Consider the following 25,469-nt stretch of genomic DNA (forward strand, 5'->3'; position numbering starts at 1 on the left):
GTCGGAGTCGTTACACCGCCGGGGGATTGCCCCCGGGCAGCCCGGCTGCTCCCATGGACGGCGGGGGTGAGGGCGATGAGGGGACTCAGGGTCGTACCGAGCGGGAGGCCCGGCCGCGGGCGGCTGTACGTCAACCTGCCGGATGGTCGGGCGGTGGCCTGGTACGACCGGCAGGCCAACCGGATCAGCGTCCTCGCGGACGACCAACGCGACGCGGTGGTACGGGTGTTGCGGCCGTTCCTGACGGCCGGCGTCTCGATCGGTCCGCCCCCGGTGCCCACGGCGGCGGAGCTGCGGGGCCTCGCGCTCCCGCCGGACGAGGACCTGGCGCCCAACCGCCCCGGCGAGAGCCTGCTGGGCGAGCTGGACCACGGAACGGCGGGCACCCGGGCACGCCACCGGCTCCGCCAGGACCTGGCGGCCCAGCAGCGGTCGGGGGACGCCTTCGACGCCCTGGAGGCGCACGGCTGGCGGGTCCTGCACTGCGTCCCGCTGCCCGGACTCGGCCGCATCGACCACCTGCTCATCGGCCCGGCGGGGATCTTCTGCGTCCGCACGGTCCCGGGCCGGCGCCAGCGCGCCGCGGTCGGCGACCTCCTCATCGCCGTCGGCCGCGCGGAACCCCGCCCGGACCCCCGCTGGGCCCGCCGCGCCGCCGCCCGCGCCGAACTGGCCCTGACGACCCGCGCCGCCGCGGACGGTACGGCGGGGCGGTCGGCCGCCCGGCCCGCCGGAGGCCGCGCGGGGCGCGCCCTGAGCGGCCGTTCCGCCGCGGACGGTACGGCGGGGCTACCGTCCACCCGGCCCGCCGGGGATCGCACGGAGTGTGCCCGGACTCCCCGGACCGCCGGCGTCGCCGGGGCCGCCGGGGTCGCCGGGGTCGCCGGGGACCGCACGGAGCGGGCCCCGCACCCCCGGACCGCCGGCGCCGCCGGGGAGCGTACCGAGCGGGCCCTGAGCGGCCGTTCCGCCGCGGACGGTACGGCGGGGCCGGTTTCCACCCGGCCCGCCGGTGACCGTACGGAGGGGCCGCTGTCCACCCGGCCCGGTGGGAACCGTACGGCGGGACCGTCGGCCGCCCGGGCCATCGGAGGCCGTACCGACCGCGTCCTGACGCCCCGCGTCACCGTCACCGGGGCCCTGGCGGTGGCCGACGCCTCCCGCGTCGAGGTCGCGCCCACCGTCCGGGACCTCCGTGTCCTCCAGCCCGGGACGGCCGCCCCGGAGCTCGGCAGCCTGCCCGTCGTCCTCGAACCCTCGGAGGTGGAAGCCCTGTTCACCCTGGCCCGCGACACCAGAACCTGGCTCTAGGGGGTGTCGTCACACTCGCTCCTGCCACGCGGCGTTCCTGGCCCGCACGCTCGCCGCGTTGTCGGATCGCCCGTGGCGCCGGGGTTCGGCCCGCCCTCCCCGGCAACGGGACCCGCTCCCGGGCAGGGGGCACCGGCCCCGGCTCGCCCCGGCAACGGGATCCCGCCTCCGGGCGCCGGGGTTCGGGCCGCCCTGTGCGCCGGGGTCCCGCCTCCGGCCCCCGCGGCGCGCCGCGGTTCCCCGGCACCGGACCGCGCTCCCGAGCAGCGGGGTTCCGCCTCCGGACCCGAGGCGGTGCCCCGTGCCGCGGCGCCGAGGCCCCCGCCCCGCCCCCGGGGCCAAGGTTCCGAACCCGTACGCGGAGGCGCCGCCCAGGCGCGCACATCGGGATCCCGCACCGGGGCCATCGGTCCCGGCGTCACACCGACCCGCCTCGGGCGGACCGGCCGCCCCCGGGCGCTCAAACGCTCAGGCGCTCCGCGACCCGGGCCGTACCGGCCCCGGGTGTCAGGAAGCGGCCACCCGTCAGGCGGAGGTTCGCTTCCGGGCCGCCGGGGTTGCCTTCTTCGCCGTGGAGGCCTTCTTCGTGGATCCCGCCGACTTCGCCGAAGTGGGTTTGGCCGCCGTGGACTTGACCGCGCCCGCCTTCGCCGGCGCCGACTTCGCGGACGACTTCGTCGCCTTGGCCGCCGTCGTCGCGGTGGTCTTCTTCGTCGCCGCCGACGCCGTCTTCTTCGCGGACGCCGCCGTCGACTTCTTCCCGCCGACCGCCTTCGGCGACGCGGCCGCCGCCTTGCGCCGGATCGGCGTCACCTCGGCCCCCGCCCCGGACTCCGCACCCGACCCGGACCCCGCGTCCGGTCCCGCGCCCGCCGTCGCGTCCGGCTCCGCGCCGGACCCCGGTTCGCCGCGGGAGGCCTTGGCCGCCCGTACGCTCTTCTCCAGTGCGGCCATCAGGTCGATCACCTGCCCGCCCGCCGGTGCCGCCGCCACCTCCGACGGCTCGAAGGCCCCGCCCGCCTTCGCCGTGACCATCGCCTCCACGGCCTCCCGGTAGTCGTCGCGCAGCGAGGCCATCTCCACCTCCCCGAGCGTCGCCATCAGCGCGTCCGCCAGGTCGAGTTCGGCGTCCCGTACCGACACCGAACCCTCCGGGGCCACGCCCTCGGGCGCCCGGATCTCGTCCGGCCACAGCAGGCCGTGCATCGCGATCACGTCGTCGACCACCCGCAGCATGCCCAGCCGCTCCCGCCCCCGCAGCGCGTACTTGGCGATCGCGACCTTCCGGCTCCGCTTCAGCGCCTCCCGCAGCAGCGTGTACGGCTTCGCCGCCGTGGCCCCGTTCGCCGCGAGGTAGTACGCCGCGTCCATCTGCAGCGGATCGATCTCCTCCGCCGGCACGAACGACATGATCTCGATCGTCTTGGCGGTGGCCAGGGGCAGCTGGGCCAGGTCGTCGTCGGTGATCGGGATGATCGACCCGTCGGCCTCCTCGTACCCCTTGCCGATCTCGGCGCCCGAGACCTCCTCGCCGTCCAGTTCGCACACCTTGCGGTAGCGGACCCGCCCGCCGTCGGCGAGGTGGATCTGGCGGAAGGAGATCGAGTGGCTCTCGGTGGCGTTCACGAGCTTGATCGGAATGCTGACCAGGCCGAAGGAGATCGCCCCATTCCAAATGGATCGCACGGTTCCTCCTGTTTCGTGGCAATCTCATCGTATGACGCCGATCACTTTGGTGGAGGGCCGTCGCATCGCGCTCAGCAATCTCGACAAGGTCCTCTACCCGGAGACCGGCTTCACCAAGGGCGAGGTGCTCCACTACTACGCCACGGTCGCGGGCTCCCTCCTCGCCCACATCCACAACCGGCCCGTGTCCTTCCTGCGCTATCCCGACGGTCCGGACGGCCAGCGCTTCTTCACCAAGAACCCGCCGCCCGGTACGCCCACCTGGGTGAAGACCACCCCCGTGCCCCGCTCCGAGGACGCGTCCGCCGAACAGGTCGTCGTCGCCGACATGGCCACCCTCATGTGGTCCGCCAACCTCGTCGTGGAGTTCCACACCCCCCAGTGGACCGCCGGCAGCCCCGCCGTCGCCGACCGGATGGTCCTCGACCTCGACCCCGGCCCGCCCGCCACCGTCGTCGAGTGCTGCGCCGCCGGCCTCTGGCTGCGGGAGCGCCTCGCCGCCGACGGACTGCACGCCTACGCCAAGACCTCCGGCTCCAAGGGCCTCCACCTGGCCGTCCCCCTGGAGCCGACCCCCTCCGGGCAGGTGTCGGCGTACGCCAAACAGCTCGCGCAGGAGGCCGAGCGCGAGCTCCCCGACCTGGTCGTGCACCGCATGGCCAAGGCCCTGCGCCCGGGCAAGGTGTTCGTCGACCACAGCCAGAACGCCGCCGCGAAGACGACCGCCGCCCCCTACACGCTGCGCGCGCGGGCGCGCCCCACCGTCTCCGCGCCCGTGTCCTGGGACGAGGTCGCGGACTGCCGCACCGCTTCCGACCTGGTGTTCCTCGCCGACGACATCGCGCCGCGGCTGGCCCTCGACGGAGACCTCTTCGGGCCCCTGACCAACCTCAACCAGGCCGGCCGGCTTCCGGGCCGGCAGCCCGGCCGGCCCCGGCCGTGATCCGCGTCGCGCTGGCCGCCGCCGTACGGACCCTGCCCCGCGGGGCGGGCCTCGCGTACGAGCCGAAGTTCGACGGCCACCGCCTCGTCGTCCTGCGGTCGGAGGCGGACGTCGTGCTCCAGGCGCGTTCCGGCCGGATCGTCACCGCGGCCTTCCCCGACCTGGCCGCCGCCGCCCGGCAGCTGCCGGCTGGGACGGTCCTCGACGGGGAGGTGGTGGTCTGGCACGCGGGCCGCACCGACTTCGCGCTCGTCCAGCGCCGGGCCGCGGCCACGGCGGCGCGCGCCGCCGTCCTGGCGCGGAGCCTGCCGGCCTCGTACGCCGCCTTCGACGTCCTGGAACTGGCCGGGCTGGACCTGCGCGGGCGCCCGTACGAGCGCCGCCGGGCGCTGCTGGTGGAGCTGCTGCTGCCGCTGGGCCCGCCGCTGCAGCCCGTCCCGATGACGACCGACCCCGAGCTGGCGGCCACCTGGTACGAGACCCTGCCCGCCAGCGGCATCGAGGGCCTGGTCGTCAAACGGCTGGACCAGTCCTACCCGGCGGGGCGGCGCGGCTGGAGCAAGCTCCGGCATACGAACGTGCGGGACGCGGCGGTCGTCGGCTACACGGGCACCCCGCGCCGCCCGCTCGCCCTGGTCCTCGCGCTGCCGGGCGGGGACGAGGCCCCGCTCGTGTCGAGCCCGCTGACCGCGGCCCTGCGCGCCGAGGTGGCGCGGGCCGTGGCGGGGCGGGAAGCGGAGGCGGGGGAACGGGAAGGGGAGGCGGGTCAGGAGGACGCGTCCCCGGCGACGGTCACCGCCATCGGCCTCGGCGAGATCCCCTTCCGGCCGCTGGACCCTCCGCTCGCGGCGGAGGTCCGCCACACATCGGCCCGCCACCCGCCACCGGAGGTCCTCCGCCTCCGGACGGACCTCTGACCCGCGCGGGGGCGGGTCAGAGGTCGGACAGAGGTCCGTCCGGGAGGCCGGCCCGGCCCCGCTCTAGTCGTGGGCGCCGCGCCCCGAGTTCGGAGGAGAGCCCGGCTGCGGGTGCGGTCCAGGCCCCTCCACGTGCCCGTATCCGGACTCCCGCTCCGCCCGCGCCTCTTCCTGATGGCTGTGGGTGGTGGAGCCGAAGTTCCCGTAGCCCTGCATCTCGTGCGGGCGCAGGCCGCTCTCCGGGAACTCCACGTGCTCCCGCTCCTCGCGCACCTCGTACACCGCCCCTCCCTCCGGGAGATGGGGCTGGCTCTCCGCCGACGGTGGGGCGGGCTCCTGCGCCCGGACCTTCTTGCCCAGCCAGAAGGCGCCGAGCAGAAAGCCCACCACGACGAGCCCGACCACGAGGAACCATGCGATGTCGGTCAGGGTCGAGTCCACGCTCAGGGTCGAGTCCATGTGAGTATTTTCTCGCACTTTGATGTGTTATGCGCTGTTCGGGAGCGGATAGCTTGCTGCATCCGGGGTAAGCGACGAAGGCACCGAACGGACAGCGACGGCGCCGCAAGAACGCCGAGCGCCAGAGGAGGGCGGCCATGCCCCGCGGATCTTCCCCCAAGCGTGAACGCCAGTACGAGCACATCAAGGAGAGCGTCGAGCGGCGCGGCGAGTCCGAGAAGAAGGCCGAGGAGATCGCGGCCCGGACCGTCAACAAGGAACGCGCCCGCGCCGGCGAGTCCAAGACCGCCAGCAAGGAGTCCCTCGACGACTTGTCCTCGTCGCGGCGCGGCGGCCTGCACTCCCACTCCGGGGCGCAGGGGCCCACGTACGACCAGCTCTACGCGGAGGCCAAGCGCCGCAACGTGCACGGCCGCTCGGACATGAACAAGGCCCAGCTCAAGCACGCCCTGGGCGACACCTGAGCCGCACCGCACTTCGCGTCGGACCGGCCTCGCGTCGGACCGGCCTCGTGCTGTACCGCACCGCGTGCCGGACCGGCCTCGTACCGGGCCGGAGGGCATCAGCCGCGCAGCGGACCGTCCGAGTCGCGCAGGGCCCGGGCCTCGCGCCCGCCGAGCACGCCCAGGATCTCGGCGCAGATCGCCAACGCCGTCTCCGCGGGCGTCCGCGCCCCCAGGTCCAGCCCGATCGGACCGTGCACCAGCGCCAGCCGCGCCTCCCCCACCCCGGCGGCGACCAGCCCTTCGCGGCGCCGCGCGGTCGTCCGCCGCGAACCGAGCGCCCCCACGTACGGGACGCCGAGCGTCAGCGCGTCCCGCAGGGTGGGGACGTCGAAGGCCGGGTCGTGGCTGAGCATCACCAGGCAGGCGGCGTCCCGGTGATCGGCCAGGAGCTTCCCGGCCGCCGCCCCGTCCTCCACGGTCACCGCGCTCCAGCCCAGCAGGGCGGCCTGCCGCCCGATGACGTCGGCCAGCTCCCCGCCCCCGCCGACGACCAGGTACGGAGCCGAGGGGTAGGCCTCCACGAACACCAGCCCGGACTGCCCGTACAGCGCGTCCCGCCCGGGCCGCCGGGTGGCCAGCAGCTCCCCGGCCCGCCGCGCCGCATCGTCACGGGGGGTGTCGACGGCCCGTACGACCTCGCTGACCGCCTGGTCGGCGGCCTCGTTCAGCCGGGTCACCAGCGCCACCCCGGCCCCCTGCCCGAGCAGCTCCCACCACTCGGCGGGTACCGCGGACAGCGGCTGGAGCAGGATCTCGGCGGACCCGCCGCAGGTCAGCCGGGCCTCGACCGCCTCGGCTCCGGCCACCGACACCTCGCACACCCGCGCGGTCCGCCCCTCGGGCATGGCGGCCGCGTCGGCGGTCAGCTCCGCGTCGAACACCCCGTTGTACAACGCCCCGACACACGCGCCGCGGCCGTCCACCAGCACGGCACCGGCGGGGTCCCGCGGCCCGAAACCCTGCTCCGTGACGGGCCTGGCCAGGAACCCGCCCCGACCCTCGGCCACCCACCGCTGCGCCGTCTCCACCAGCTCACGCATCCGCGCCGCCCCATCCCTCTGCGAGCTCACTCCCCGCAAAGCGCCAGGTCAACGGCACGATGCGGCCTCGTGAACCACCCTATGCACACCCCCGGCCCCACCCCACCCCCCAAACCCACAGACCCCACCCCACCTCCCTCGTACAGACCACCGGAACGCCCCGGCGATCACCGCACGGCAGCCGCGAAGGGGAGGTCCCCCCTCGCCCTCGTCCATCGGAACGGCGTCGAGCCAGAACAGGTGGTGGCGCAACTGCCGAAACTCCCAGCCGCCCACGGGCAGTTCGACGTACTCGGCCGGAGGCAGGCGATCGAGGACGCGAACCCTCCCGGCCAACCTCCCCAGGGACTCGGCGGGCTCCGCCGACCCCGCCGCCTCGGAGGTGCGCAAGGTGCCGGGCAGGTCCGCGGGCAGGTGCCTGCGCCGGTGTTGGGCGGGGCTTGAGGTGACGCCGCTGGTTCACCCCTGCGGGGTGGCCGGCCGGCGCTACGCTGGCTGGGTGAACGCGCGTACCGCCCTGGCGAAATGGCTCGGCACCCTGGATGCCGAGCGGCTGACTGCCCTGCTGGAGGAGCGGGATCTGCCGCTCGCCGCCGAGTACCGGCAGATCACCACCCTCCCCGAGCTCGCCGAGCACCTGCTCACCGACGCGTCGGTGGGCCACGGCCTGATGGCAGGCACGGCAGGGGAGTTGGCGCTGCTGGCCTCCATCGCCGCGCTTGCTCTGGAGCGGCACGGCCCTGTCGCGGGCGGCGATGCCGAGGCCGGCCCCCGGTATCCCTGGCAGCAGCACCGGCCCGTGGCGCCGGTGGAGCCCGCGGACCGGCTGGTGGCCGAGCGGGACGTACTGGCCTGGTTCGAGCCGGGGGAGAAGCGGCGGCGGGCGGAGCGCACGCTCACCCGACTGCGGGAGCGCGCGCTGTTGCTTCCCGCGCCCAAGGGCGAACTGGCGCTGCCGCCGCTGCTGCACGTCCGGGCCGCCGGGTTCGACGGCTACGGGCGCACCGCCGCCCGGCTGCTGACCTCCGCCTACAACGCCCCCGAGGTCAAGCGGATTGCCGCGACCCTCTTCGGCGAGGGGGCGGCCCGTACCCGCGACCAGGCCCAGGAGCTGATCACCGAGATCCTCGCCGACCCCGCCCATGTACGGGCGCTGGTTGCCGACGCCCCGTCTCGCGCCCGGGAGCTGCTGGATCACCTGGTGCCCGGTCCGCCCCTGCTGCGCACCCACTGCTTCGTCAGCCGGTCCGGGACGCAGTACGCGGGCCCGGACTCCAAGTACGTCTTCCGGGACGCCGGCAGCGGCGACGAGGGCACCGACTGGCTGGCCGCGCGTGGGCTCGTGGTCCCCGTAGGGGCCGACCTGGTGGAGCTTCCGTACGAAGTCGCGCGTGCGCTCCGCGACGAGGGCACGGCACCCATGCCCCGCCTGGAACCGGAGCCGCTCACGGCCACCGCGCCGCTGCCGTCCGGCTGGGAAGGCGAGGGCGGCACGGCCGCTGCGGCGGCCGCCTGGCGGGCCGAACTGGTCCTGCGGGCGCTGGCCGCCCAGCCGGTCGCCATCCGCAAGGCGGGTGGGATCGCCGTCCGGGACACCCGGCGGCTGGCCAACGCGGCCGGGGCGGACGAGGCCGACACCCGGCTGTGGCTCGACCTCGCCGTGAACGCCGGGCTGGCCGCGCCCCAGAACGAGGAACCGGCCCCCGCGGCCCGGGGTCGCCGGAACCCCAAAACCCCCAAGCCCTCGGCCCGGCTCCTGCCCAGTGACCGCTACGACGCCTGGGCCGCCGCCCCGCCCGCGGGCAAGCTGCTGCCGCTGCTGGCAGCCTGGGCGGTGGTCCCCGAAGTCCTCAGCCACTGGCCGGACCCCGACGAGACCCCGGTCGCGCTCATCAGCCCGAGCGACGAGGACGCCGTGACCCTGCGCACCGGAGTGTTGCGGGCTCTCGCCACCCTCCCCGAAGGACAGGGCCTCACCGGCAACGCGCGGGGATACGCCGAACTCCTCGTCCTGGCCGCATGGTTCCGGCCCGCCCTGCGCGCCCACCTGGCCGAAGACGGCACCGGAACCCTGACCGGAGGCGACGAACTGCTAGACCGGCTGGCCGCCACCCTGGAGGAGGCGGCCCTGCTCGGCGTGGTCGCCCACGGCGCGCTCACCCCCGTCGGGCGGGCCCTGTGCCACCTGCTGGAGGCGGGCGCCGCCCACCACTACCCGGCCGTGCCCGGAGCGGGCGCCGACCCGGCCGCCCGCGGCTCCGAGGGCCTGGGCGAGGACCTGGCCGACCGCCCCGCCCTGACCCTGGCCGTGACCAACCTGCGCGAAGCGCTCTACGCGGCCCTGCCCGAGCCCAGCGACACGGCCCGCTTCCAGAGCGACCTGACCGCCACCGTCACCGGCGCGCCCGCGCCCGCCCTCGCCGACCTGCTGTCCGCCGTCGGCGACATCGAGTCCGAGGGTCACGCGGTGGTCTGGCGGATCACCGCTGCCTCCATCCGCCGGGCCCTGGACGCGGGCTGGGGCGCGGACGAACTCCTCGACCGCCTCACGGCGGCAAGCGAACAGGGGACCCCACTGCCCCAGCCGCTGGCCTACACGATCAAGGACACCGCCCGCACCCACGGACAGCTCAAGGTCGTCCGCTCCGCCTGCTGCGTCCGCTCGGACGACACCGCCCTGATCGCCGAGGTGGCCCAGGCCCGCGGCCTGGCCAAACTCCGCCTCCGCCGGATCGCCCCGACCGTCCTGATCTCCACGGCCCCTCCGCAGGAGACGTTGTCAGTCCTCCGCGCAGCCGGCTACGCCCCCACCCAGGAAGCCGAAACCGGCACCACCGTCCTCGACCGCGCCCCGGCCGAACGCACGCGCAGCCTCCTCCCCACCCTGGACCAGGCCCACCCCCGGTACGGCGAACCGCGCCGCGGCGTCCCGGCGAGCGCCCGCACCCTGGCGGCCCGGCTCCTCAGCACACCTGGGTGACGAACACCTGCCAAGCGCCGGGCCCGAACCCGATCACGGGCCCGGCGGGCCGCTTGCTGTCGCGGACGGGGACGATGCCGGGGACGCCGTCGGCGACCTCGACGCACTCGCCCTGGCCGCCGCTGTAACTGCTGCTGCGCCACGACGCTTCGGTGAGGTCGGGTACGGGAGAGTGGGCCTGGTTCATGGTCTGTGCTCCTTGGCGATGCGGCGAATCAGCCCGAGCGATTCCGTGGGTGGCAACGCGGACGTACGGGCATCGTCGAAGAGCTCCCGGTACCGGGCGACCTCGGACTCCTGTTCCATCCAAATATTGCCCGTCGGAGTCTCCGTCAGTACGAGGCTCTGCGCCGCGATCCGCGGAAAGCTCATCAGCAGGTATGGCCCGAACATACCGGAGTGCGCCCCACGCGAGAACGGCAGCACCTGGACAGTGATGTTGGGCTGTTCCGCCATGTCTGCCAAGTGTTCCAGCTGGTCACGCATCACGGTCGGGCCGCCCACCTGCTGGCGGAGCACGCCTTCGGCGAGGATGGCCCAGAGTTCGACTTTCCTCTCACCGGCGAGTCGTTCCTGCCGAGCCAGCCGCACCTGTACGAACTGGTCGACCTCCTCCGCGCTGTGCCACGCGCGTGAGGCGACGGTGACGGCCCGACCGTACTCGGCGGTCTGGAGCAGCCCCGGTACCAATTGGGCCTGGAAGGTCCTGATGCTGTCGCAGATGTCTTCCATCTCGATGTAGTCGCGGTAGGCGTCGGCGAGAACCGATCCGTACTGATGCCACCAGCCCTCTCGCCGACGGCGGTTGGCCCTCCGAGCCAGGGCGCCCAGGCGCTCACGAGTTTCTGGGGCGCTCACGCCGTACGCGTCCATGAGTGCGACGAGATCAGGTGTCCGAACCGGCACGTGGCCGTTCTCGATCCGACTGATCTTGCCGCCGGTGCAGTCGAGGGCCTTCGCCGCTGCGGCGGTGGTGAGACCCGCCGCCTCGCGCAGGCGGCGGAGTTCGTCGCCGAGTTGACGACCGAGGACAGTGGATGGCTTCACGTTCGGCATGGACACCTCCCTATCAGAGCAGCGCCCTTCAGGTCGGTGCTTTGCTCGTAGGAGTGAATGAGGCGATTCTGCTGCATTCAATATTGCACGAATCGCGTGGAGTGCGGCACGCTCGTCGGGCCGGGGCCAACCCGGCCCCTGTCGACGTGACTTGATCGCCAGCCATCAACCTCAAGGGGCTGCTGTGACCGCACTGAACGAAGCCGCGTTCCGTCTCTCCCGCCACGCGCGCAGCGCGCCAAGGGCCCGCGCGGCACTGCACGCCGTACTCGCGGACTGGGGCGCGGCGGACGATCTCCTGCACACCGCCGAACTCGTCCTCTCCGAGCTCGTGACCAACGCGCTGCGCGCACCGGCGCCCAGCGACCGCCAGGTCGGCGTCCGCATCGCACACTCATCGGCGGACGGGCTGCTGCGCCTGGAGGTGAGCGACGCGGGCTCCGGCCGACCCGAGGTCAGGCGTCCAGAAACGGACGACGAGCACGGCCGTGGGCTGGCGGTGGTGGACGCGCTCAGCCACCGCTGGGGCGTCAGTGACCGCGCTGGCGGCATCGGCAAGACGGTCTGGTCCGAGCTGAAGGCCGCAGGCCTCGTCCCCACCCCCTCAACGAGGGAGATCGCGGCGATCGCGGTCCGCCCCGGCCAGCACATCCGCGTCTGGGGCGCCTGGCACGCGGTCCGCAGCGTGCGAACGGCCCACCACGCCACCGGCGGCCTGTCGGTCGTCCTCGCCCTGACCGAGGGCCCACCCCTCCACCTCCCACCGGCGGAACCAGTGGCGGTACGGGGGCTGCCGTAATGTGAAACGCGCCGTGCGTGTGCCGAGGCTCCCGTACACCTGGGCCCCGCACTCACTTTCCGCAGGCAAGGAGGCGACACAGTGGCGGACCCTGCCCACCACTCCATCCCCGTCCGCCGTGGCCACCTGCGGGACGCCGCTGAGCGGATCGAACAGGCCACCGGACTGCGTGTGGAGATCATCGGGGGCACTCTCATGATGTCCCCGAGCCCGAGCGGCAAGCACGCCGGGACGGTCATCGACCTCCGCGACGCGATCCGGCCCAGTCTCGCCGCCGCATATGAGGCGTACGAGAACGTGTCCGTCCCGATGCCCGATGATCCGGACGACTACGCGACTCCGGATCTGACCATCGGACCGCGCGCCTTCAAGGAGGACGACGACTGGCTGCTGGACGCGGACGCGGTCGCCCTCGCGGTGGAGGTCATCTCGCCGAACGAGCGGCTGAGGGGGATCAACGAGAAGACCGCGTGGTACGCGGCGGCACGCGTCCCCCGCCTCCTCCAGATCGATCCCCGCACCGGCACGTGGTCCCTGTTCACCCGCCCCTCAGAAGGCGAATACAAGGGTGTCGTCCACGGAAAGTACGGCGAGCCCATCCCCCTCCCCATCGACCTCGGCGGAGACCTGCCCACCCCTGACCTCCCCGTGTATGGCAGGTCACCGCGCTCTTGAGAAGTGCAGGGCACTACGGACAACAGTCCGCACAGCATGTCCGCACAGGGGTTGATGTTGGTAGAGGACCCCGAAGTTCGGTGATCCCTTCGCGAAATCGCGAAGCCTGTCGTCCACGGTGGTGTCCCCCGAAATCTGGTCTGCGGGTATCCACGGTGCGAAATACAAGAAGACCCTCCGAACAGCAATGGCACTGTTTGGAGGGTCTCTCTGGCACTTCCTGCGAAGTGCCTCCGGCAGGATTCGAACCTGCGCACACGGCTCCGGAGGGCATACGTAGATTGCAACGGGAACCAGTTCTGATCTGCATAGACATGGATTTGCGTTCTGGCGAGTGGTCGACTCACACGTCGCTCACACGAATGGTGCCTGGGGGTTGGCCCAGGCATGGTGCTCCGCCGGCACGAAAGCCGAAACGCACTGATCTGGGTCGGCGACCCTGGACTGCGTGCCGATATGGACGCGTCTTAGGTCATATCGGGCGAGTATGGTACGTATAGCCAGGCGTCAATCTGCCCTTCCATGCCATTTTCCGGTACCTGTATAAAACGAGACGAATCGATGAAGTCCGCCAGGTTATCTGCATCGGATGAACGTGCCCGGCTGGAGACAAGGCATGCAGTAATGATCTCACCCTCCCTGAGGCCTGGCCGTATCTTCTCTGCGCATGCTGCTAGGCGAGCCGAAGTGATAGCGGTATCGGCGGCTCCCTCTTCAGTCAAGTGGATTCCTGCATTCATTCGAACAGCGGCTGGTCTGCGGTGGTTGAATATCGCGAGATTCTTTGTCATGTGCGGCAGTAGGAAGCCCGTCAGGAATATTGCCGACTTTTCTGTTGTGGCTGTGACCGACACCCCGTGCGTTCCCCAAGATTCAACTCGCAAGTCGAGTTCAGGGAATCCTTTAGGAGGATACTTCGAAACCTCTTGAAGGATGATTTTCATGTGTGATGCTGCACTATCACGATGGTCTGGCGTGAAGGGTTCGTCGCTCGCAAAGGAGGCTATTAGGAGACATGTCGCATGTGGGGATTTCTTTACTGTGGCGGAGTCCTGGGGCTTCGGAATGGAGACTCTGATCCATGTTTTCATGGGAGTTCCGGAATCAGGAATACTGGTAAAGTTGATCCACTTTCCGGGGCTGTTGCGTAGTGGGTTTGCCTGAGAGTTATATGCGGCATCGCTCGCAATGCAGATTACCCCTACAGGGTCACCGTTTAGTGCGTCCTGGATGGATTCAGTCTGACGATGCTGGTGTAGTTCATCAAAAATCCCGCCCGTGTACTCTCCGTCGCTGTCCCTGTAGGTGAATCCGGAATGTATGAAGACTCTAAGTTGGGGGCGAATTCGAGTGTACTCGGTACGCTCCCAGTCATTGCGGATTTCCTCATCGAATCTCTCGATTAGGTGCGCGGACAGGGAGTGATTATTCTCGCTCGATGCGGGGAATACGAGGAGGGTGCCGTCGATATCGCTGTCTCTGCGATAGGGGGCAGATTCGCTTGAGTCGAATTCCAGTAGGGCGGAGTCCAGGATCTCTCGCAGCCGCCTCTTGGCTGGAAATGGTAGAAGCGGAGCATTGATCCACTCGACTGTGCATGCCAGCACTTCGACGATGCTGAGGGGCGTAGATGCCGCGATAGGCCTGATAGTCTGAGCTGAGGAATTAAGTGCGAATCCTGCTTCCCCGCCGAATCTGGAAACTGCACTCTTAAAGCCTGGGTTCTCGCTGAAGTGCAAGGCCGGGACCGCGTGCAGAACATTTGCAGTGTCAGAGATCATGTGATCGGTAATTGTGACTGCGGTCAAGCGATCCTGGCAGAAGAGCGCGGTTCCCGATGCTCCGCCCCAGCTTGATCCGCGTTGCGTGGTTCTTGGTACGATCCCCGCATTGACGTGTACTGTCAGAATGCCGCTTCTGATCGTGTGAAGTGGATCGATGTCGCCTCTCACGGCAAAGCTCTCGCGCCGTGTTTCCGTGGCATCTGCCTCAGGAAATCCGACCCCTACGCAGGCAATGCGGTCATGGCCTGCGATCTCGCCCCAGCGGACAGGGGTGATCCCCTCGGACTTCCATGGATTGCCCTCGACTAGAAGAAGGGCTACATCTGACAGTTCATCGGATTCGTATGGAGGCCTGTCGTTAGGCCAGATCACCGAAGCTGATTTCCAAGACTGATCCTCGTGCCCCACGCGGCGGACCTCGGCGCTTCCGTCGCCGTCGACCACGTGATAAGCGGTGAGCACAAGCCGATCCGAAACTAGATATCCGGAGCCGTTGCGGTTGCACCAGATTTGTACAACTCTACTCGGATCGAAAGTCACCTGTGCTCACCTCTGGTTAGCGAATTATTCAGGCCGTGCCGTTGACTGAGACGAGATTCGAATACCCTTACCGCTTGCGTCCTCTGGGAGCAGGGTGAGCTTAAGTTTGCTCGCTTCTCCGGACGCGATGGCTGCCTTCGCTTCGGCACTGCCGAAGGTTAGAACGCGAACCTTGATGTTCCCGCTGGCGTCCTTCTTCACATCGACGCTCAGCTCTAGCTCTACAGGCCCAAGGGCGAATACGAGATCTTGTCCCGCACCCGCCTGCATGGCTTGCTGAAGCTCCTGGCGGATCGACCCGATCGATTCGGCTAGCCCTGCCCATGATGATTCCGACAAGATGGCTCCTTGGTCAGTTCTCGTGAGTGGTGATCCTATCTATGAATGCGGGCGAGTGGCAGACGGTTCCCCTTAACTTAAGCGGGTTCAATCGTGGCTTCGGAGGATCCAAACCTGCGGACCAAAACCCGTGCATACCCGTGCATATCCGTGCATACCCAGGCCCCCTGGCCCCGTAGGCAAGTCGCGTGGTCGTTCGGCCGTGCGACGCTGGAGCCAGGCAACGAGACATGGGAGGAGCCCAAGTGACGGGGGCCAGTCCGCGTGGTACATACCTGTTCATCTCCGAGGCGCTGCGGAGTGGGATTGTCGGTGGTGAGATCGACGGAGCCTTGAGCTCCGAAGCCGCCCTCATGGTCCTGCATGGCGTCTCGCGAAATACGATCCGGCGAGCTCTCAAAGTCCTCGAAGCTGAAGGACTGATTGAGTCTGTCCCCGGCGTCGGTTGGCAGGTAGCCCGGGCGGGCGACCGTAGATCTCTCGTGGAGCGGATGACCGCCCTGGTCTCTGAGGACTCCTTGGGTGTTGGTGACAACTACCCCTCCGAGGCGAAGCTGTGTGAGCGGTTCGGTGTCTCCCGTACGGCTGTGCGTCGTGCCCTTGCCCAGATGGAAGGCAGCGGCCTGCTCGACACTGTCCACGGTAAGGGGCGCACCGTACGCGCCCTCCCCACTCAGACCGGCCGGCCGTAGCCTTGGCCGTCATGGGACTGACCACGTGGGCGTACTCGCTCTCCGAATCGATGCTGTCTGATCCGCTACCGCGCCGATGGGTGCACTCGCTCGGGGTCGCCGAGCGCGCTCGCTCCTTGGGTCCGATCCTCAGCGTCGATGCGGAGCTGCTGGAGGCAGCCGCGGTGCTCCATGACATCGGCTACTCGCCTAACCTCGCCACTACCGGCTTTCACCCGCTGGACGGGGCCCGGTTCCTCCGCGACCAGGAGGGCGCGGACGAACGGGTTGTCCGCCTAGTGGCCCATCACTCCTGTGCTCTCCTGGAGGCCGAGGAGCGAGGACTCCGGCATGAGCTGGAGAGCGAATTCGAGCTGGAGCGCCCCGACCTCGTGGACGCGCTGCTGTTCTGCGACATGACGACTACGCCGGACGGGCTCCACACCACGCCGGCGCGGCGGCTGGCCGAGATCGTGGAGCGGTACGGGCCGGACACGATCGTCGGCCGCTTCATCCAGCGGGCGGCACCGGAGATCCATGCGGCGGCGGAGCGGGTGGAGTCCCGCTTGGCCAAGGTGGCCGCCGGAGATCAGCCGATGTAGGGCTCAGACCGCGAGTCGTCCAGGCCGTGCTGGATGCGCAGCCTCATGGACGGGTGGATGTCCAGGTCGTCGAGGTCCGCCGGATCCATCCAGCGGACCTCTTTCGACTCGCTGCTCGTCCGAAGTGAACCGCCGGTCGGGTGGGCGCGGAAGCAGATCGAGAACTGCTGCCGCACCTCGCCATCGTCGTACGCGAGCACGTGCTGAGGGTCGGTGTAGAGCCCCGAGATGCCGTCGATCTCGACCGTGATCCCCGTTTCCTCCTCCACCTCCCGCACGACCGTGTCGCCGATGCTCTCGCCGATGTCGTGGCCGCCCCCGGGTAGTGCCCACAGGTCGTTGTCGGTCTTGTGGATGATGAGCAGCCGTCCGGCGTCGTCACGGACGACCGCGGTCACCGAGGGGACTACGGAGTTGGCCGCCGGCGCGTTGGGGTCGCGGAAGTAGTCGATTCGGCTCATGCGTGTGGACCTCCGAAGTCGACGGGCGAGGCGATGGGCCTGGCCGTTTCCCAGACCCGTTCGATGCTCTCAGCGTACGCATCGAACAGTTCACCCCCCGGCACCCGCTGGATGTGCAGGACAGGGGCCATGTACGCGCCGACGCCGTACAAGTGGCCGTTGGTCAGCATCTCGCCGTCAGCCCGGTAGATCGAGTTGTAGAGGGTCGTGGCGTGCAGCCTGAACTCGACCCCCGGGAGACCGAAGAGGGGCCCGTAGTTGACGAGTGCGTTCCGAACCTTGCTGGCCATGGCGGACCCGATGCCCTCATCAGCACCACGCACCGCGACGGCCGGGCTCTCCGGTTCGCCGAGCATGAAGCGGATGGAGACGCCGGCCGCTGACTTCTCCTTCACGACCTGGTGGAACGTGGAGTCTTCGGTGAGCCAGAAGCCGGAGTAGACGAGCACGTCGAAGTGCTCCTTCGCCTTCGCATAGAGCTGCAGCCACAAGCGGTTCGGTACGACGGAGCGGTGTGGGTACAGCTTGATCAGTTCTGCATTCCCCGCCTCCGTCACCTCGGCAGATGTCCGTTCCTCCGGCCAGAGGTATGACATCTCACACTGAAGCAGCGAGGCTGCGGCGTACTGGAAGCGGCGGTAGGGCTTGCGCTTCGGATCACCGATCCAGCGCTCCACGGTCTTCGCCGATACCCCTAGGCGGGCCCCTACTTGATCGAGCGTCAGGCCGCTCTCAATGATCGCGCCGCGCAGTCGTTCGTTGGCCATGCCGTGCTCTCCCCCCTGGGACGACTTGGTGCGACTTCACCGTAGCGAAGTCGTCCACAAGTCGTACATGTGCGGGGTCGATCGTCTTCGGCGCTGAGGCCAATCTGTAAGCAGATCGAGCGAGGGACTCGCAGAACCCCAAACGGCCGAAGGGCTTGACGGAGCGAATCCTTCTCTGCAAGATGAGGAACATGTAACACATGTTCCTCACAGAGCGCCCGGAGGAAAGCCCCCAGGGGTGAGTACGAAGGCCGCGTCCGTTGCTTGAGAACTGAAGAGCGTGCCGACCCAGCCACATGCACAGGTGTGGTGATGGGTGCAGGCCACCACCCCGACCTCCCATGTCGGGCCAGGTGCCTGCCCGGATCCGCCGTCGCGGTGGATCCGGCATTGCGTGATCGGAGGGCCTAGCCCTCCATGTTGCTCCGATGGTCGAAGGTCAGGTTCGACTCCTGGCCGGAGCACGGCCCCGCCTGCTGGGGCTCTGCCTGCACCCCTTGGGGCGGTCGTCTCTCACCACCAGACCGCGACCGCCCCGGCTTCCCCTCGACCAAGGAGTTCTTGTGGATGCTGCAACGTTCGCGGCCGTGTTCGTCGCCCTGTACGTCGCTCACAGCGTGGGCGACCACTGGGTCCAGACCTCCCACCAGTCGGCCCACAAGGGCAAGCCGGGCTGGACTGGCCGCCTGGCCGACACCCGCCACGTCGCCACCCTGACCGCCACCAAGCTCGCCTTACTCCTCCCCGTGGCCTTCCTGCTGAGCCTGGACCTCTCGGTTCTCGGCCTGGTAGCGGGTCTCGGACTGGACGCGGTGAGCCACTGGTGGGCCGACCGACGCAGCACCCTCGCTTGGCTCGCCAAGGTCACCGGCAAGGGCGAGTTCTACAGCCTCGGCACCCCTGCCCACGCCGCGCACCCGGTTACGACCGAGGGGACGCCGGCCGCTCACCTCGGCACCGGCGCTTACGCGCTTGACCAGTCCTTCCACCACCTGTGGCTGCTGATCGCCGCGCTCCTCATCACCACCGTCTGACCCCCGTGCACCCCCGGGGCGCTGCCTCTCACCACGGACCGAGGCGCCCCGGGTTCCCTTCGCTGATCAGGAGAGATCCACATGCGTTCGTACATCGGTAACCACCAGATCGTGAACCCCGGCGAGTTCGAAGAGCTGGCCCTCGGCTTCGATGAACTGCCCCTGGGGCTGGACCGGGACCTGTTCCGCGGCCCGCTCACCCCGGAAACCGCCCAGGAGCGGGCGGCCCGCGAGGCGGTCGCCCGTGAGGTCATCGCCGAGCTGGCCGCCCTCGGCGAGGGCGGGGACGAGATCGCCGCGTGGGACGCGCTCTACGCCGACGCGCTCACCCGCACCGTCCCCTTCCTGCGGAGCGCGGCCCGCGACGCCGCCCGCTCCACCCGGACGGGGGAAGCGGCATGAGCCACACCATGACGGCCCTGTCCGCGGCGCTTCCCCTGATGTCCGGCTGGTCCGTGCACAGCCTGTGGATGCGGCGCCGGATCGAAGCGGCCCACCGCGACCCGCTCACCGGGTTGTGGACGCGGGCCCCCTTCGAGGAGCGGGCCCACAAGAGCCGGGCCCGAGGGGGCCAGCGTGCCGTGCTCGTCTTGGACCTCAACCGGTTCAAACAGATCAACGACACCCACGGCCACGCGGCCGGAGACGCAGTTCTCCGCGAAACCGGCCGCCGCCTCGGGCTGTGGGCCGCGGAACACGCCGGAGTGGCCGGGCGCCTGGGTGGCGACGAGTTCGCCGCCATCATCCCCGGCTACGGCATCGACAAGCTGCGCGCCGACCTGTTCACCCTGGCCGGCCGACTCAACCAGCCGGTGCTATTCGACGGACACGCCATCGAGGTGAGCGCCTCGATCGGCGCGGCCTACTACCGCACCGGCCCCGGCGACCTTTCCACCCTGCTGCGCCGCGCGGATGAGCAGATGTACCGGGCCAAGCAGCGCGGGGGAGGCTGGCGCATCGCCCAGCGGCTCACCGTCCCCGAGATGGCCACGGTCAACGGCCGTCGTGACGGGCGCCGCGGCACCAGCGGGGAGGCGGCGTGATGGCGACCCGCAACGCGCTGACCCGGGCGCAGAAGATCGTGCTGACGGCCGCGTTCGTTCCCATGCTCGCCACCGGCATCGCCGGTGGGGTCGGGACGTTCAGCAACATCAGCCGCGCGTACGGCTCGGGCACGGCGCTGGGCGCGGTCGCGGCCGGTGAGGGCGCGACCGCCGTTCTGGCGCTCGTGCTGCTCGGTCTGACCATGCTGGGCCAGTCCTCCCCGGCGATCATCCGGATAGGGCTGTGGGCCCTGCCGGCCGCCGCATCGGTGATGGCCGCAATGGCAGCCGATGACCCGGGCCGCACCGTGATCTACGCCGTGACCCCGATGGGCATGTGCGTCGCAGCCGAGGGCATGGCGTTCCTCGCCCGGCGGATCGTCGTCCACCAGGACGGCCGCGACATCGAAGCCGAAGCCAAGGCAGCCGCCGTGGTGCGGGCCCTGGCCTACCACCGGGCCCGGGCGGCGAACCACCCGCAGGCACGGGTGCGGAAGTCATCCGACCGCACGTCCTGGAAACTGGCCCGCAAGGTCGGGCTGGGCGACGCGTCGCTGGGCGCGCGGCTCCTGGACGTCCAGCGCGACCGGCTCACCAGCGGTGCGGACGCCGCCCTGGCCGCCATGTTCACCGCATCTGCAAACCAGGAGGAAACATCAGAGTTCACCGTAAATCGGTTGGGGTCTGACCTGCACGAGTCGGCCCCCGAGGCTCTGCCCCCGGCGGCCGAACTCACCGTCTCCGAGTCGGCCGACTCGGTACCGGTGATCGAGCCGGTGAAGGTGCCCGAGTCGGTTCCGGCAGTCGAGCCGGTTGAAGTTCCGCAGTCGATTCCGGTGAAGTCGGTGGCGGCTGTGGAGTCGGCTCCGCGCCGGGCGACCGGTCGGGTACCTCAGTCGGCCCGTACGCCCCGACCGACGCGTGACTCGGATGAGCTGCTGGACGAAGCACGGTCGGTCACCGCGAACTGGTCCGATGGCCAGCTGACGGCCGAGGCCATCCGCAAGGCGGTCCGTACGTCGTCCGCCAACGGCCGTCTGTTGCGCGACACGCTCAAAGCCGAGCGTGCTGTACCGGACGCTGAGGCGACGGCCGCGTGACGGCCGGCCGTCTCCACGATCCGACCGGTGCCCGGTACGGCATCCCCACCTACCCGTGGCGGATGGCCCCCAAGGAGTACGCCACGCACCGGCAGCTCCGCGCCCGCGGCTTACGCCCGGGCGGGCAGGGCGTCGCCGCACAGGTCCTGTGGTACTCGCGCCGCTACTGGCGCAAGGGCAAAAGCCCGATCCGTGTCGCCTACCTCTACCGCCTGGACCGCGCGAAGCCGGTCCGGCCGATGACCCCCGCGAAATGGGCCGCGCTCGCCAAGGCGAACGCCGCCCAGCAGGTGTGCCCCGAGTGCCGACGGGACGCCGGATACCGCATCCCGACATCGCTCGGCATGTGCGTGACCTGCGCCGACGCACCCCAGATCCCCGCCTGAACTCCCCGCAGCCCTGCCCCTTGCGGGGCCCGGACGCCGCCCACCGGCTAAGTGCCGTCCGGACCCCTTCCAACCCCTCCCGTTTCCGGAAGGAACCAGCAGTGAACCACGACGACGAAAGCGAACTGTTCCACCGCCTCGAAGCCGACATGGCCGACGACGGCGCCGAAGTAGTCGACCTCGACAAGGTCCGTACGGCCCGCGAAGCGGCCGCCGAGGAAGCCCCCCAGCCGACCACCGGGCCGGAGGAGCTGGACCCGACCGCCCGGGTCCGGGTGGACGGCCCGGAGCAGAAGGGCCCCGGCTACCTCGGGCGTCTGGCCGGGGCGAGGCGTCGGCGGGTCGTACCGGAGTGGCTGAAGTCGAGTTCCGAGCTGAAGACCGCCGCCGGTTGGGTGGCCCGTCACTACGGCCACATGGTCGGCTTCCACGCCTTCCGCTCCCCGGCCTACGCCGCCCGGCTGGCCTTGCAGTCCCCCCGCGGGGCGGCGAAGTTCATCGGGGGAACGCTGCGTTGGGTGGCCGATAAGGAGGGCGAGCCGGTACGCCTGGCCATGGTGCAGAAGGAAGACGCCGCCACCTACCTGAAGCTGTCGCGGCAGCGTGACGGGCGCGTGCGGCTGCGGACCCTGGTGGTGGTGCTGGCCTCGTTCATCGGCCTGGGATCCGCGCTTGCCCTGTACGTACTGGCCCCGGCCTGGCTGATGACCGTCTCGGTCGGCGCCGTGCTGATGGCGCTCGGCTATGCCGGGGAGTCGCCGGACGCGCCGGTCATCAACCGGGCGGTGGAACTGCCCAAGGCACAGAAGCTCACCAGCGACATTGTGCTCCGCGCGCTGGCAGCACTGTCGATCTCCCAGATCAACCAGGCGGTAGCCAAGGGCCGGGAAGGGTTCGTGTTCACCGCCCCGATCACCCGGGACGGGCCGGGCTGGCGCGCGGAAGGCGACCTGCCCTACGGCGTGACCGTCTCGGACGTCATGGACCGCCGCGACCGCCTCGCCTCAGGGCTGCGCCGGCCGCTGGGCTGCGTCTGGCCCGAAGCGGTACCGGATGAACACACCGGCCGCCTCGTGCTGTGGGTGGGGGACCAGGACATGTCCAAGGCCAAGCAGCCGCTCTGGCCGCTGGCCACGTCGGGCAGCGTGGACCTGTTCAAGCCCACCGCGTTCGGCACCGACCAGCGCGGACGCTGGGTCAGCCTCTCCCTCATGTACATCGCGGGCATCGTCGGAGCCATCCCGCGCATGGGCAAGACGTTCCTGCTGCGCCTGCTCCTACTGATCGCAGCTCTCGACCCCCGCGCCGAGCTGCACACCTACGACCTCAAGGGCACCGGCGACCTCGACCCGGTGGGCGAGAAGTGCTCGCACCGCCACCGCGCCGGTGAAGACGAGGAAGACATCGAGTACGCCATCGCGGACCTGCGGGCCCTGCGGGAGGAGCTGCGCCGGAGGGCGAAGATGATCCGCTCCCTGCCTCGCGACATCTGCCCCGAGTCCAAGGTGACGTCCGAGCTGGCCAGCAAGCCCAAGCTCGGTCTCCACCCGATCGTGATCGGCGTGGACGAGTGCCAGGTGTGGTTCGAGCACCCCAAGTACGGCGGGGAGTTCGAAGAGATCTGCACCGACCTGGTCAAGCGGGGACCGGCCACCGGGATCACGCTGCTGCTTGCCACCCAGCGCCCCGACTCCAAGTCCCTGCCGACCGGGATCAGCGCCAACGCCTCCACCCGGTTCTGCATGAAGGTCATGGGCCAGATCGAGAACGACATGGTCCTGGGCACCGGCTCCTACAAGCGGGGTGTGCGGGCCACGATGTTCGCCTGGGGAGACAAGGGCATCCACTACTTCGTCGGTGAAGGCTCGGACGCGCGGATCGTCCGGAGCGTCTACGTGGACGCGGTAGCCGCCGAGGTCATCGCCTCCCGCGCCCGCGCCCTGCGCGAGGACGCCGGCACCCTGACCGGCCACGCCGCCGGGCAGGCACCCGAGGCCGACAAGACGGCCAGCTTCGACCTGCTGCGCGACCTGCTCGCGGTCGTGCCGGTGGAAGAGCCGAAGGTGTGGAACGAGGTGGCCGTTGCACGGCTGGCAGGGCTGCGGCCGGAGGTCTACGGCGGCTGGGAGAGCGAACAGCTCACCTCCGCACTCAAGCCCTACGGCGTCCCTACGGGCCAGGTGTGGGGCAAGACCGAGGACGGCAAGGGCGCCAACCGACGTGGCTTCGAACGCGTCAAGGTCACCACCGCCATCGCAGAGCGTGACGAAAAGCGGGACGCGAGCTAGCCCCACCTCGCCGCTAGACCTAGCGGCAGACCCCGCTAGGTCTAGCACCCCCGCTAGCACCCCAAACAATCCCTGATCAGCCCGCTAGTACCTAGCGGGCAGCCCCCGCACGCCCTCAAAACCGGCCTGGGAGGCCCCTTGTGACCCTCGCACTCGCCGCTAGCCTGCTCGCCCTGCTCTTCACGCTCTGTTACGTCGCTCTGTGTGTGTCCAGCCCGTTCGGCAACTGCCGCAAGTGCAAGGGCTTCGGCTACGCCCTCAAGCAGGACCGCCGCGGACGCCTCAAGCCCGGCAAGACCTGCCGCCGCTGCCACGGCGACCGCAAGCGCATCCGGATCGGCCGCCACCTGCTCAACGTCGCCATGCGCCTCCACCGCGACGGCACCCGCTGACCCCACCACCAAAGGGATAACCATCGTGGCCATCACCCTCTCGCTCGTCGCCCTGTTCGGTCTGGTCCTGTTCTTCCTGCTCCGGTCCAAGACCCTCGGTTACGGCTCCGCGTTCATCGCGATCATGTTCGGCTTCTTCCTCGCCTCCACCGGAGCGTCCGGCCCCATCAACCAGCTCACCACGGCCGTCATCAAGGCCGTCTCCGACCTCGGGAGCCAGGGATGAACCAGCCGCTCGCCTACCGGCACTGGGCCATCGACCTCGCCCCCAAGGCGGCCCCCGCCCTGGCCACCACGACCGTGCTCATCCTGGGCCGGATCTGGAACGCCAACGGCGCCGAGCACAGCATCGGCAACGCGGCCCTCATGGTCGTGCTCGCCACGGGCGCCGCGGCGGCCGGCGCGTTCTCCGCCGGGAACCGCTCCGGTGGCAGCGTCATCGCCGGGACCGCGTTCGCCACGTCCGGCGGTCTGGCCCTGGCCGGAGTCGCCGGATACGCCGATGGCCTCTCCCTGCCGATCCTGCTGTGGGCGCTGGCCACCGCCGTCGCCTACGGACTCGCCGCCCGCTACTGGCGCACCGACCGCCGCGAGGGAGTCGCGCACGAGCGGCAGACCCTCGGCCGCCGCGAAGACCACGCTCACATCGAGCGCGTCGAAGCGCTGCGCGCCGGAGCACAGATCGAAGTCGCCCGGTCCGGCGCGATCTACGCCGAACAGCTCGCCAACGCACTCATCACCCGCTCCACCCTCCCCGGCTACAACCCGCACGCCATCACGGACGCGGGACTCCCGCAGCTTCCCTCCGAAGAAAGGAAAGACCGATGACCGGACCCGAGCACTACCGCCAGGCCGAGGAACACATTGAGGAGTCGTTCGGCACCGTAAGCGGCTCCGACATGGAGCGGTTCTACCTCGCGGCCGCGCAGGTTCACGCCACCCTCGCCCTTGCCGCCGCCACGGCCTTTGCCCCGCACCGCCTCGGCGTGAACCGCGCCGAGTGGAAGGCCTGGCAGGCCGCGGCCTGGACGCCCGAGGACAGCGAGTGAAGGGCCACATGCCCGCACCAGAGGCCGCATACGCCAAGGCGCCGAGCGTCATCAGCGAGATCGGATGGACCGCGCGCGGAGCCCGCGACTGCCTGCACGGCGTCCACGTCCGGGAGTTCTGGCTCCGCAAGGCCGCACTCCTGGACCGCATCGCCCTCACCGACGACGACCCCGTAGGCGGCGACGCCGCGACCTGTGCCGTTGAAGCGGCTCGCTGCCTGATGGAGATCGACTACGCGGACGGCCCCCACACCGCAGACCCCCGCAGCTACGTCCGCCAGGAATACGCCCTCTGGATCCGCCACCATTGAGGAGAGATCACCTTGAACTCCAGTCCCGCCCTGAGCACCGCGCAGCACCCCACGATGCACACGCTGGTCGACGGGGCGAGGTACCGGCCCGAGCGCATCAGCGTCATCGCGGCCCTGTCCCACATCCGCAGCGCCCGCAAGAGCCCCAAGAACGTCGACGCGGTCAACGTCTACGCCTTCACCGGCCGCGACGGCATCCCGCTGCACGTGGTCTACATCCACCACACCCCGGGCCGCTGGCACGGCGTCCGCGACGTCATCGACGTCTACGAGATCCCCACCGCCGCACTCACCGACCTCTAGCTACGCCCGGGGCGGTCGCCTCTCACC

The 25,469-nt window shown here is 70.2% G+C and carries 30 protein-coding genes; 21 read left to right on the forward strand and 9 right to left on the reverse strand.

Features of this window, described 5'->3' with window-relative positions; translation table 11 throughout:
• Positions 1–75: 75 nt before the first annotated feature.
• A complete protein-coding gene (locus tag ACFWTC_RS15585) occupies positions 76–1,311 on the forward strand; it encodes a nuclease-related domain-containing protein (RefSeq protein ID WP_383917421.1) in 1,236 nt (411 codons plus the stop codon).
• A 525-nt stretch (positions 1,312–1,836) separates the two neighbouring features.
• On the opposite strand, the gene ACFWTC_RS15590 is transcribed toward ACFWTC_RS15585, so the two are convergent.
• Positions 1,837–2,997, reverse strand: coding sequence for a Ku protein (locus ACFWTC_RS15590; protein WP_384026818.1), 1,161 nt, complete (start codon positions 2,995–2,997; stop codon positions 1,837–1,839).
• Positions 2,998–3,028: 31 nt separating this feature from the next.
• Here ACFWTC_RS15590 and ligD point away from each other — a divergent pair, with 31 nt between their 5' ends.
• Positions 3,029–3,940, forward strand: a complete 912-nt coding sequence (ligD, locus tag ACFWTC_RS15595; protein ID WP_383917415.1) for a non-homologous end-joining DNA ligase — start codon at positions 3,029–3,031, stop codon at positions 3,938–3,940.
• Positions 3,940–4,857 carry an ATP-dependent DNA ligase gene (locus ACFWTC_RS15600; protein ID WP_383917538.1) on the forward strand — a complete coding sequence of 306 codons (918 nt, stop codon included), beginning with the start codon at positions 3,940–3,942 and terminating at the stop codon, positions 4,855–4,857. The genes ligD and ACFWTC_RS15600 overlap by 1 nt, the downstream gene beginning before the upstream one ends.
• A 63-nt stretch (positions 4,858–4,920) precedes the next feature.
• On the opposite strand, the gene ACFWTC_RS15605 is transcribed toward ACFWTC_RS15600, so the two are convergent.
• Complete coding sequence (locus ACFWTC_RS15605) at positions 4,921–5,316, reverse strand: DUF6479 family protein (RefSeq protein WP_383917412.1); 396 nt, start codon at positions 5,314–5,316, stop codon at positions 4,921–4,923.
• Positions 5,317–5,453: 137 nt separating this feature from the next.
• On the opposite strand from ACFWTC_RS15605, the gene ACFWTC_RS15610 reads away from it, so the two are divergent.
• Positions 5,454–5,780, forward strand: a complete 327-nt coding sequence (locus ACFWTC_RS15610; protein WP_383917409.1) for a plasmid stabilization protein — start codon at positions 5,454–5,456, stop codon at positions 5,778–5,780.
• 98 nt (positions 5,781–5,878) lie between these two features.
• On the opposite strand, the gene ACFWTC_RS15615 is transcribed toward ACFWTC_RS15610, so the two are convergent.
• Entirely contained in the window at positions 5,879–6,862 is a 984-nt protein-coding gene (locus ACFWTC_RS15615) for an XdhC family protein (protein WP_384026815.1), read from the reverse strand.
• 499 nt (positions 6,863–7,361) lie between these two features.
• Here ACFWTC_RS15615 and ACFWTC_RS15620 point away from each other — a divergent pair, with 499 nt between their 5' ends.
• Positions 7,362–9,842 (forward strand): helicase-associated domain-containing protein, encoded by a 2,481-nt coding sequence (locus tag ACFWTC_RS15620; RefSeq protein WP_384026812.1) that lies wholly within the window; start codon positions 7,362–7,364, stop codon positions 9,840–9,842.
• Here ACFWTC_RS15620 and ACFWTC_RS15625 read toward each other — a convergent pair.
• Positions 9,826–10,029 carry a DUF397 domain-containing protein gene (locus ACFWTC_RS15625; RefSeq protein ID WP_383917402.1) on the reverse strand — a complete coding sequence of 68 codons (204 nt, stop codon included), beginning with the start codon at positions 10,027–10,029 and terminating at the stop codon, positions 9,826–9,828. The genes ACFWTC_RS15620 and ACFWTC_RS15625 overlap by 17 nt on opposite strands.
• Positions 10,026–10,898 carry a helix-turn-helix transcriptional regulator gene (locus ACFWTC_RS15630; protein ID WP_214943192.1) on the reverse strand — a complete coding sequence of 291 codons (873 nt, stop codon included), beginning with the start codon at positions 10,896–10,898 and terminating at the stop codon, positions 10,026–10,028. Before ACFWTC_RS15630 ends, ACFWTC_RS15625 begins: the two co-directional genes overlap by 4 nt.
• A gap of 184 nt (positions 10,899–11,082) precedes the next feature.
• Between ACFWTC_RS15630 and ACFWTC_RS15635 the strand changes: the two genes are divergently transcribed.
• Together ACFWTC_RS15635 and ACFWTC_RS15640 are read left to right on the forward strand one after the other, a co-directional pair.
• Positions 11,083–11,697, forward strand: a complete 615-nt coding sequence (locus tag ACFWTC_RS15635) for an ATP-binding protein (protein ID WP_383917400.1) — start codon at positions 11,083–11,085, stop codon at positions 11,695–11,697.
• Between the two features lie 81 nt (positions 11,698–11,778).
• Complete coding sequence (locus ACFWTC_RS15640; protein WP_383917397.1) at positions 11,779–12,372, forward strand: Uma2 family endonuclease; 594 nt, start codon at positions 11,779–11,781, stop codon at positions 12,370–12,372.
• Positions 12,373–12,839: 467 nt separating this feature from the next.
• Here the strand turns inward: ACFWTC_RS15640 and ACFWTC_RS15645 are convergent, their stop codons facing one another.
• On the reverse strand, positions 12,840–14,696 hold the full coding sequence (locus ACFWTC_RS15645; RefSeq protein WP_384026809.1) for a serine protease: 1,857 nt from the start codon (positions 14,694–14,696) through the stop codon (positions 12,840–12,842).
• Between the two features lie 24 nt (positions 14,697–14,720).
• Positions 14,721–15,035, reverse strand: coding sequence for a trypco2 family protein (locus tag ACFWTC_RS15650; protein ID WP_384026806.1), 315 nt, complete (start codon positions 15,033–15,035; stop codon positions 14,721–14,723).
• A 245-nt stretch (positions 15,036–15,280) separates the two neighbouring features.
• On the opposite strand from ACFWTC_RS15650, the gene ACFWTC_RS15655 reads away from it, so the two are divergent.
• Entirely contained in the window at positions 15,281–15,727 is a 447-nt protein-coding gene (locus ACFWTC_RS15655; protein ID WP_384026803.1) for a GntR family transcriptional regulator, read from the forward strand.
• Positions 15,728–15,738: 11 nt separating this feature from the next.
• On the forward strand, positions 15,739–16,308 hold the full coding sequence (locus ACFWTC_RS15660) for an HD domain-containing protein (RefSeq protein WP_384026800.1): 570 nt from the start codon (positions 15,739–15,741) through the stop codon (positions 16,306–16,308).
• Here ACFWTC_RS15660 and ACFWTC_RS15665 read toward each other — a convergent pair.
• Together ACFWTC_RS15665 and ACFWTC_RS15670 are read right to left on the reverse strand one after the other, a co-directional pair.
• Entirely contained in the window at positions 16,296–16,769 is a 474-nt protein-coding gene (locus tag ACFWTC_RS15665; RefSeq protein ID WP_266970533.1) for an NUDIX hydrolase, read from the reverse strand. The genes ACFWTC_RS15660 and ACFWTC_RS15665 overlap by 13 nt on opposite strands.
• Entirely contained in the window at positions 16,766–17,536 is a 771-nt protein-coding gene (locus tag ACFWTC_RS15670) for a helix-turn-helix domain-containing protein (protein ID WP_384026797.1), read from the reverse strand. Before ACFWTC_RS15670 ends, ACFWTC_RS15665 begins: the two co-directional genes overlap by 4 nt.
• Before the next feature lie 563 nt (positions 17,537–18,099).
• Here ACFWTC_RS15670 and ACFWTC_RS15675 point away from each other — a divergent pair.
• The 12 genes from ACFWTC_RS15675 (at position 18,100) to ACFWTC_RS15730 (ending at position 25,442) form a co-directional block, all read left to right on the forward strand.
• Positions 18,100–18,570, forward strand: a complete 471-nt coding sequence (locus tag ACFWTC_RS15675; protein WP_384026794.1) for a transcriptional regulator — start codon at positions 18,100–18,102, stop codon at positions 18,568–18,570.
• Between the two features lie 81 nt (positions 18,571–18,651).
• Positions 18,652–18,972 (forward strand): hypothetical protein, encoded by a 321-nt coding sequence (locus ACFWTC_RS15680; RefSeq protein ID WP_384026791.1) that lies wholly within the window; start codon positions 18,652–18,654, stop codon positions 18,970–18,972.
• A complete protein-coding gene (locus tag ACFWTC_RS15685; RefSeq protein WP_384026788.1) occupies positions 18,969–19,613 on the forward strand; it encodes a GGDEF domain-containing protein in 645 nt (214 codons plus the stop codon). The genes ACFWTC_RS15680 and ACFWTC_RS15685 overlap by 4 nt, the downstream gene beginning before the upstream one ends.
• Complete coding sequence (locus ACFWTC_RS15690) at positions 19,613–20,713, forward strand: conjugal transfer protein (protein WP_384026786.1); 1,101 nt, start codon at positions 19,613–19,615, stop codon at positions 20,711–20,713. The genes ACFWTC_RS15685 and ACFWTC_RS15690 overlap by 1 nt, the downstream gene beginning before the upstream one ends.
• Complete coding sequence (locus ACFWTC_RS15695) at positions 20,710–21,099, forward strand: RRQRL motif-containing zinc-binding protein (protein WP_384026783.1); 390 nt, start codon at positions 20,710–20,712, stop codon at positions 21,097–21,099. Before ACFWTC_RS15690 ends, ACFWTC_RS15695 begins: the two co-directional genes overlap by 4 nt.
• Positions 21,100–21,200: 101 nt before the next feature.
• Entirely contained in the window at positions 21,201–23,387 is a 2,187-nt protein-coding gene (locus ACFWTC_RS15700) for a cell division protein FtsK (protein ID WP_384026780.1), read from the forward strand.
• Between the two features lie 140 nt (positions 23,388–23,527).
• Positions 23,528–23,779: a hypothetical protein gene (locus ACFWTC_RS15705; RefSeq protein ID WP_384026777.1), complete on the forward strand. Its 252-nt coding sequence runs from the start codon at positions 23,528–23,530 to the stop codon at positions 23,777–23,779.
• 25 nt (positions 23,780–23,804) lie between these two features.
• A complete protein-coding gene (locus tag ACFWTC_RS15710) occupies positions 23,805–24,005 on the forward strand; it encodes a hypothetical protein (protein WP_384026775.1) in 201 nt (66 codons plus the stop codon).
• A complete protein-coding gene (locus ACFWTC_RS15715) occupies positions 24,002–24,607 on the forward strand; it encodes a hypothetical protein (RefSeq protein ID WP_384026773.1) in 606 nt (201 codons plus the stop codon). Before ACFWTC_RS15710 ends, ACFWTC_RS15715 begins: the two co-directional genes overlap by 4 nt.
• Positions 24,604–24,828, forward strand: a complete 225-nt coding sequence (locus ACFWTC_RS15720; RefSeq protein ID WP_384026770.1) for a hypothetical protein — start codon at positions 24,604–24,606, stop codon at positions 24,826–24,828. Before ACFWTC_RS15715 ends, ACFWTC_RS15720 begins: the two co-directional genes overlap by 4 nt.
• An 8-nt stretch (positions 24,829–24,836) precedes the next feature.
• Entirely contained in the window at positions 24,837–25,139 is a 303-nt protein-coding gene (locus tag ACFWTC_RS15725) for a hypothetical protein (protein ID WP_384026767.1), read from the forward strand.
• A 12-nt stretch (positions 25,140–25,151) separates the two neighbouring features.
• A complete protein-coding gene (locus ACFWTC_RS15730) occupies positions 25,152–25,442 on the forward strand; it encodes a hypothetical protein (protein WP_384026764.1) in 291 nt (96 codons plus the stop codon).
• The last annotated feature ends 27 nt before the right edge of the window (positions 25,443–25,469 follow it).

Origin of the sequence: Streptomyces sp. NPDC058619, assembly GCF_042717785.1 — a bacterium.
Lineage (GTDB): Bacteria > Actinomycetota > Actinomycetes > Streptomycetales > Streptomycetaceae > Streptomyces.

Bases quoted from the DNA above. Each gene is read 5' to 3' on its own strand.
- ACFWTC_RS15690 (WP_384026786.1), top strand. From the start codon at position 19,613: ATGGCGACCCGCAACGCGCTGACCCGGGCGCAGAAGATCGTGCTGACG.
- ACFWTC_RS15725 (WP_384026767.1), top strand. From the start codon at position 24,837: ATGCCCGCACCAGAGGCCGCATACGCCAAGGCGCCGAGCGTCATCAGC.
- ACFWTC_RS15680 (WP_384026791.1), top strand. From the start codon at position 18,652: ATGCGTTCGTACATCGGTAACCACCAGATCGTGAACCCCGGCGAGTTC.
- ACFWTC_RS15720 (WP_384026770.1), top strand. From the start codon at position 24,604: ATGACCGGACCCGAGCACTACCGCCAGGCCGAGGAACACATTGAGGAG.
- ACFWTC_RS15615 (WP_384026815.1), bottom strand. From the start codon at position 6,862: ATGCGTGAGCTGGTGGAGACGGCGCAGCGGTGGGTGGCCGAGGGTCGG.
- ACFWTC_RS15585 (WP_383917421.1), top strand. From the start codon at position 76: ATGAGGGGACTCAGGGTCGTACCGAGCGGGAGGCCCGGCCGCGGGCGG.
- ACFWTC_RS15610 (WP_383917409.1), top strand. From the start codon at position 5,454: ATGCCCCGCGGATCTTCCCCCAAGCGTGAACGCCAGTACGAGCACATC.
- ACFWTC_RS15685 (WP_384026788.1), top strand. From the start codon at position 18,969: ATGAGCCACACCATGACGGCCCTGTCCGCGGCGCTTCCCCTGATGTCC.
- ligD (WP_383917415.1), top strand. From the start codon at position 3,029: ATGACGCCGATCACTTTGGTGGAGGGCCGTCGCATCGCGCTCAGCAAT.
- ACFWTC_RS15715 (WP_384026773.1), top strand. From the start codon at position 24,002: ATGAACCAGCCGCTCGCCTACCGGCACTGGGCCATCGACCTCGCCCCC.
- ACFWTC_RS15660 (WP_384026800.1), top strand. From the start codon at position 15,739: ATGGGACTGACCACGTGGGCGTACTCGCTCTCCGAATCGATGCTGTCT.
- ACFWTC_RS15630 (WP_214943192.1), bottom strand. From the start codon at position 10,898: ATGCCGAACGTGAAGCCATCCACTGTCCTCGGTCGTCAACTCGGCGAC.
- ACFWTC_RS15670 (WP_384026797.1), bottom strand. From the start codon at position 17,536: ATGGCCAACGAACGACTGCGCGGCGCGATCATTGAGAGCGGCCTGACG.
- ACFWTC_RS15665 (WP_266970533.1), bottom strand. From the start codon at position 16,769: ATGAGCCGAATCGACTACTTCCGCGACCCCAACGCGCCGGCGGCCAAC.
- ACFWTC_RS15605 (WP_383917412.1), bottom strand. From the start codon at position 5,316: ATGGACTCGACCCTGAGCGTGGACTCGACCCTGACCGACATCGCATGG.
- ACFWTC_RS15625 (WP_383917402.1), bottom strand. From the start codon at position 10,029: ATGAACCAGGCCCACTCTCCCGTACCCGACCTCACCGAAGCGTCGTGG.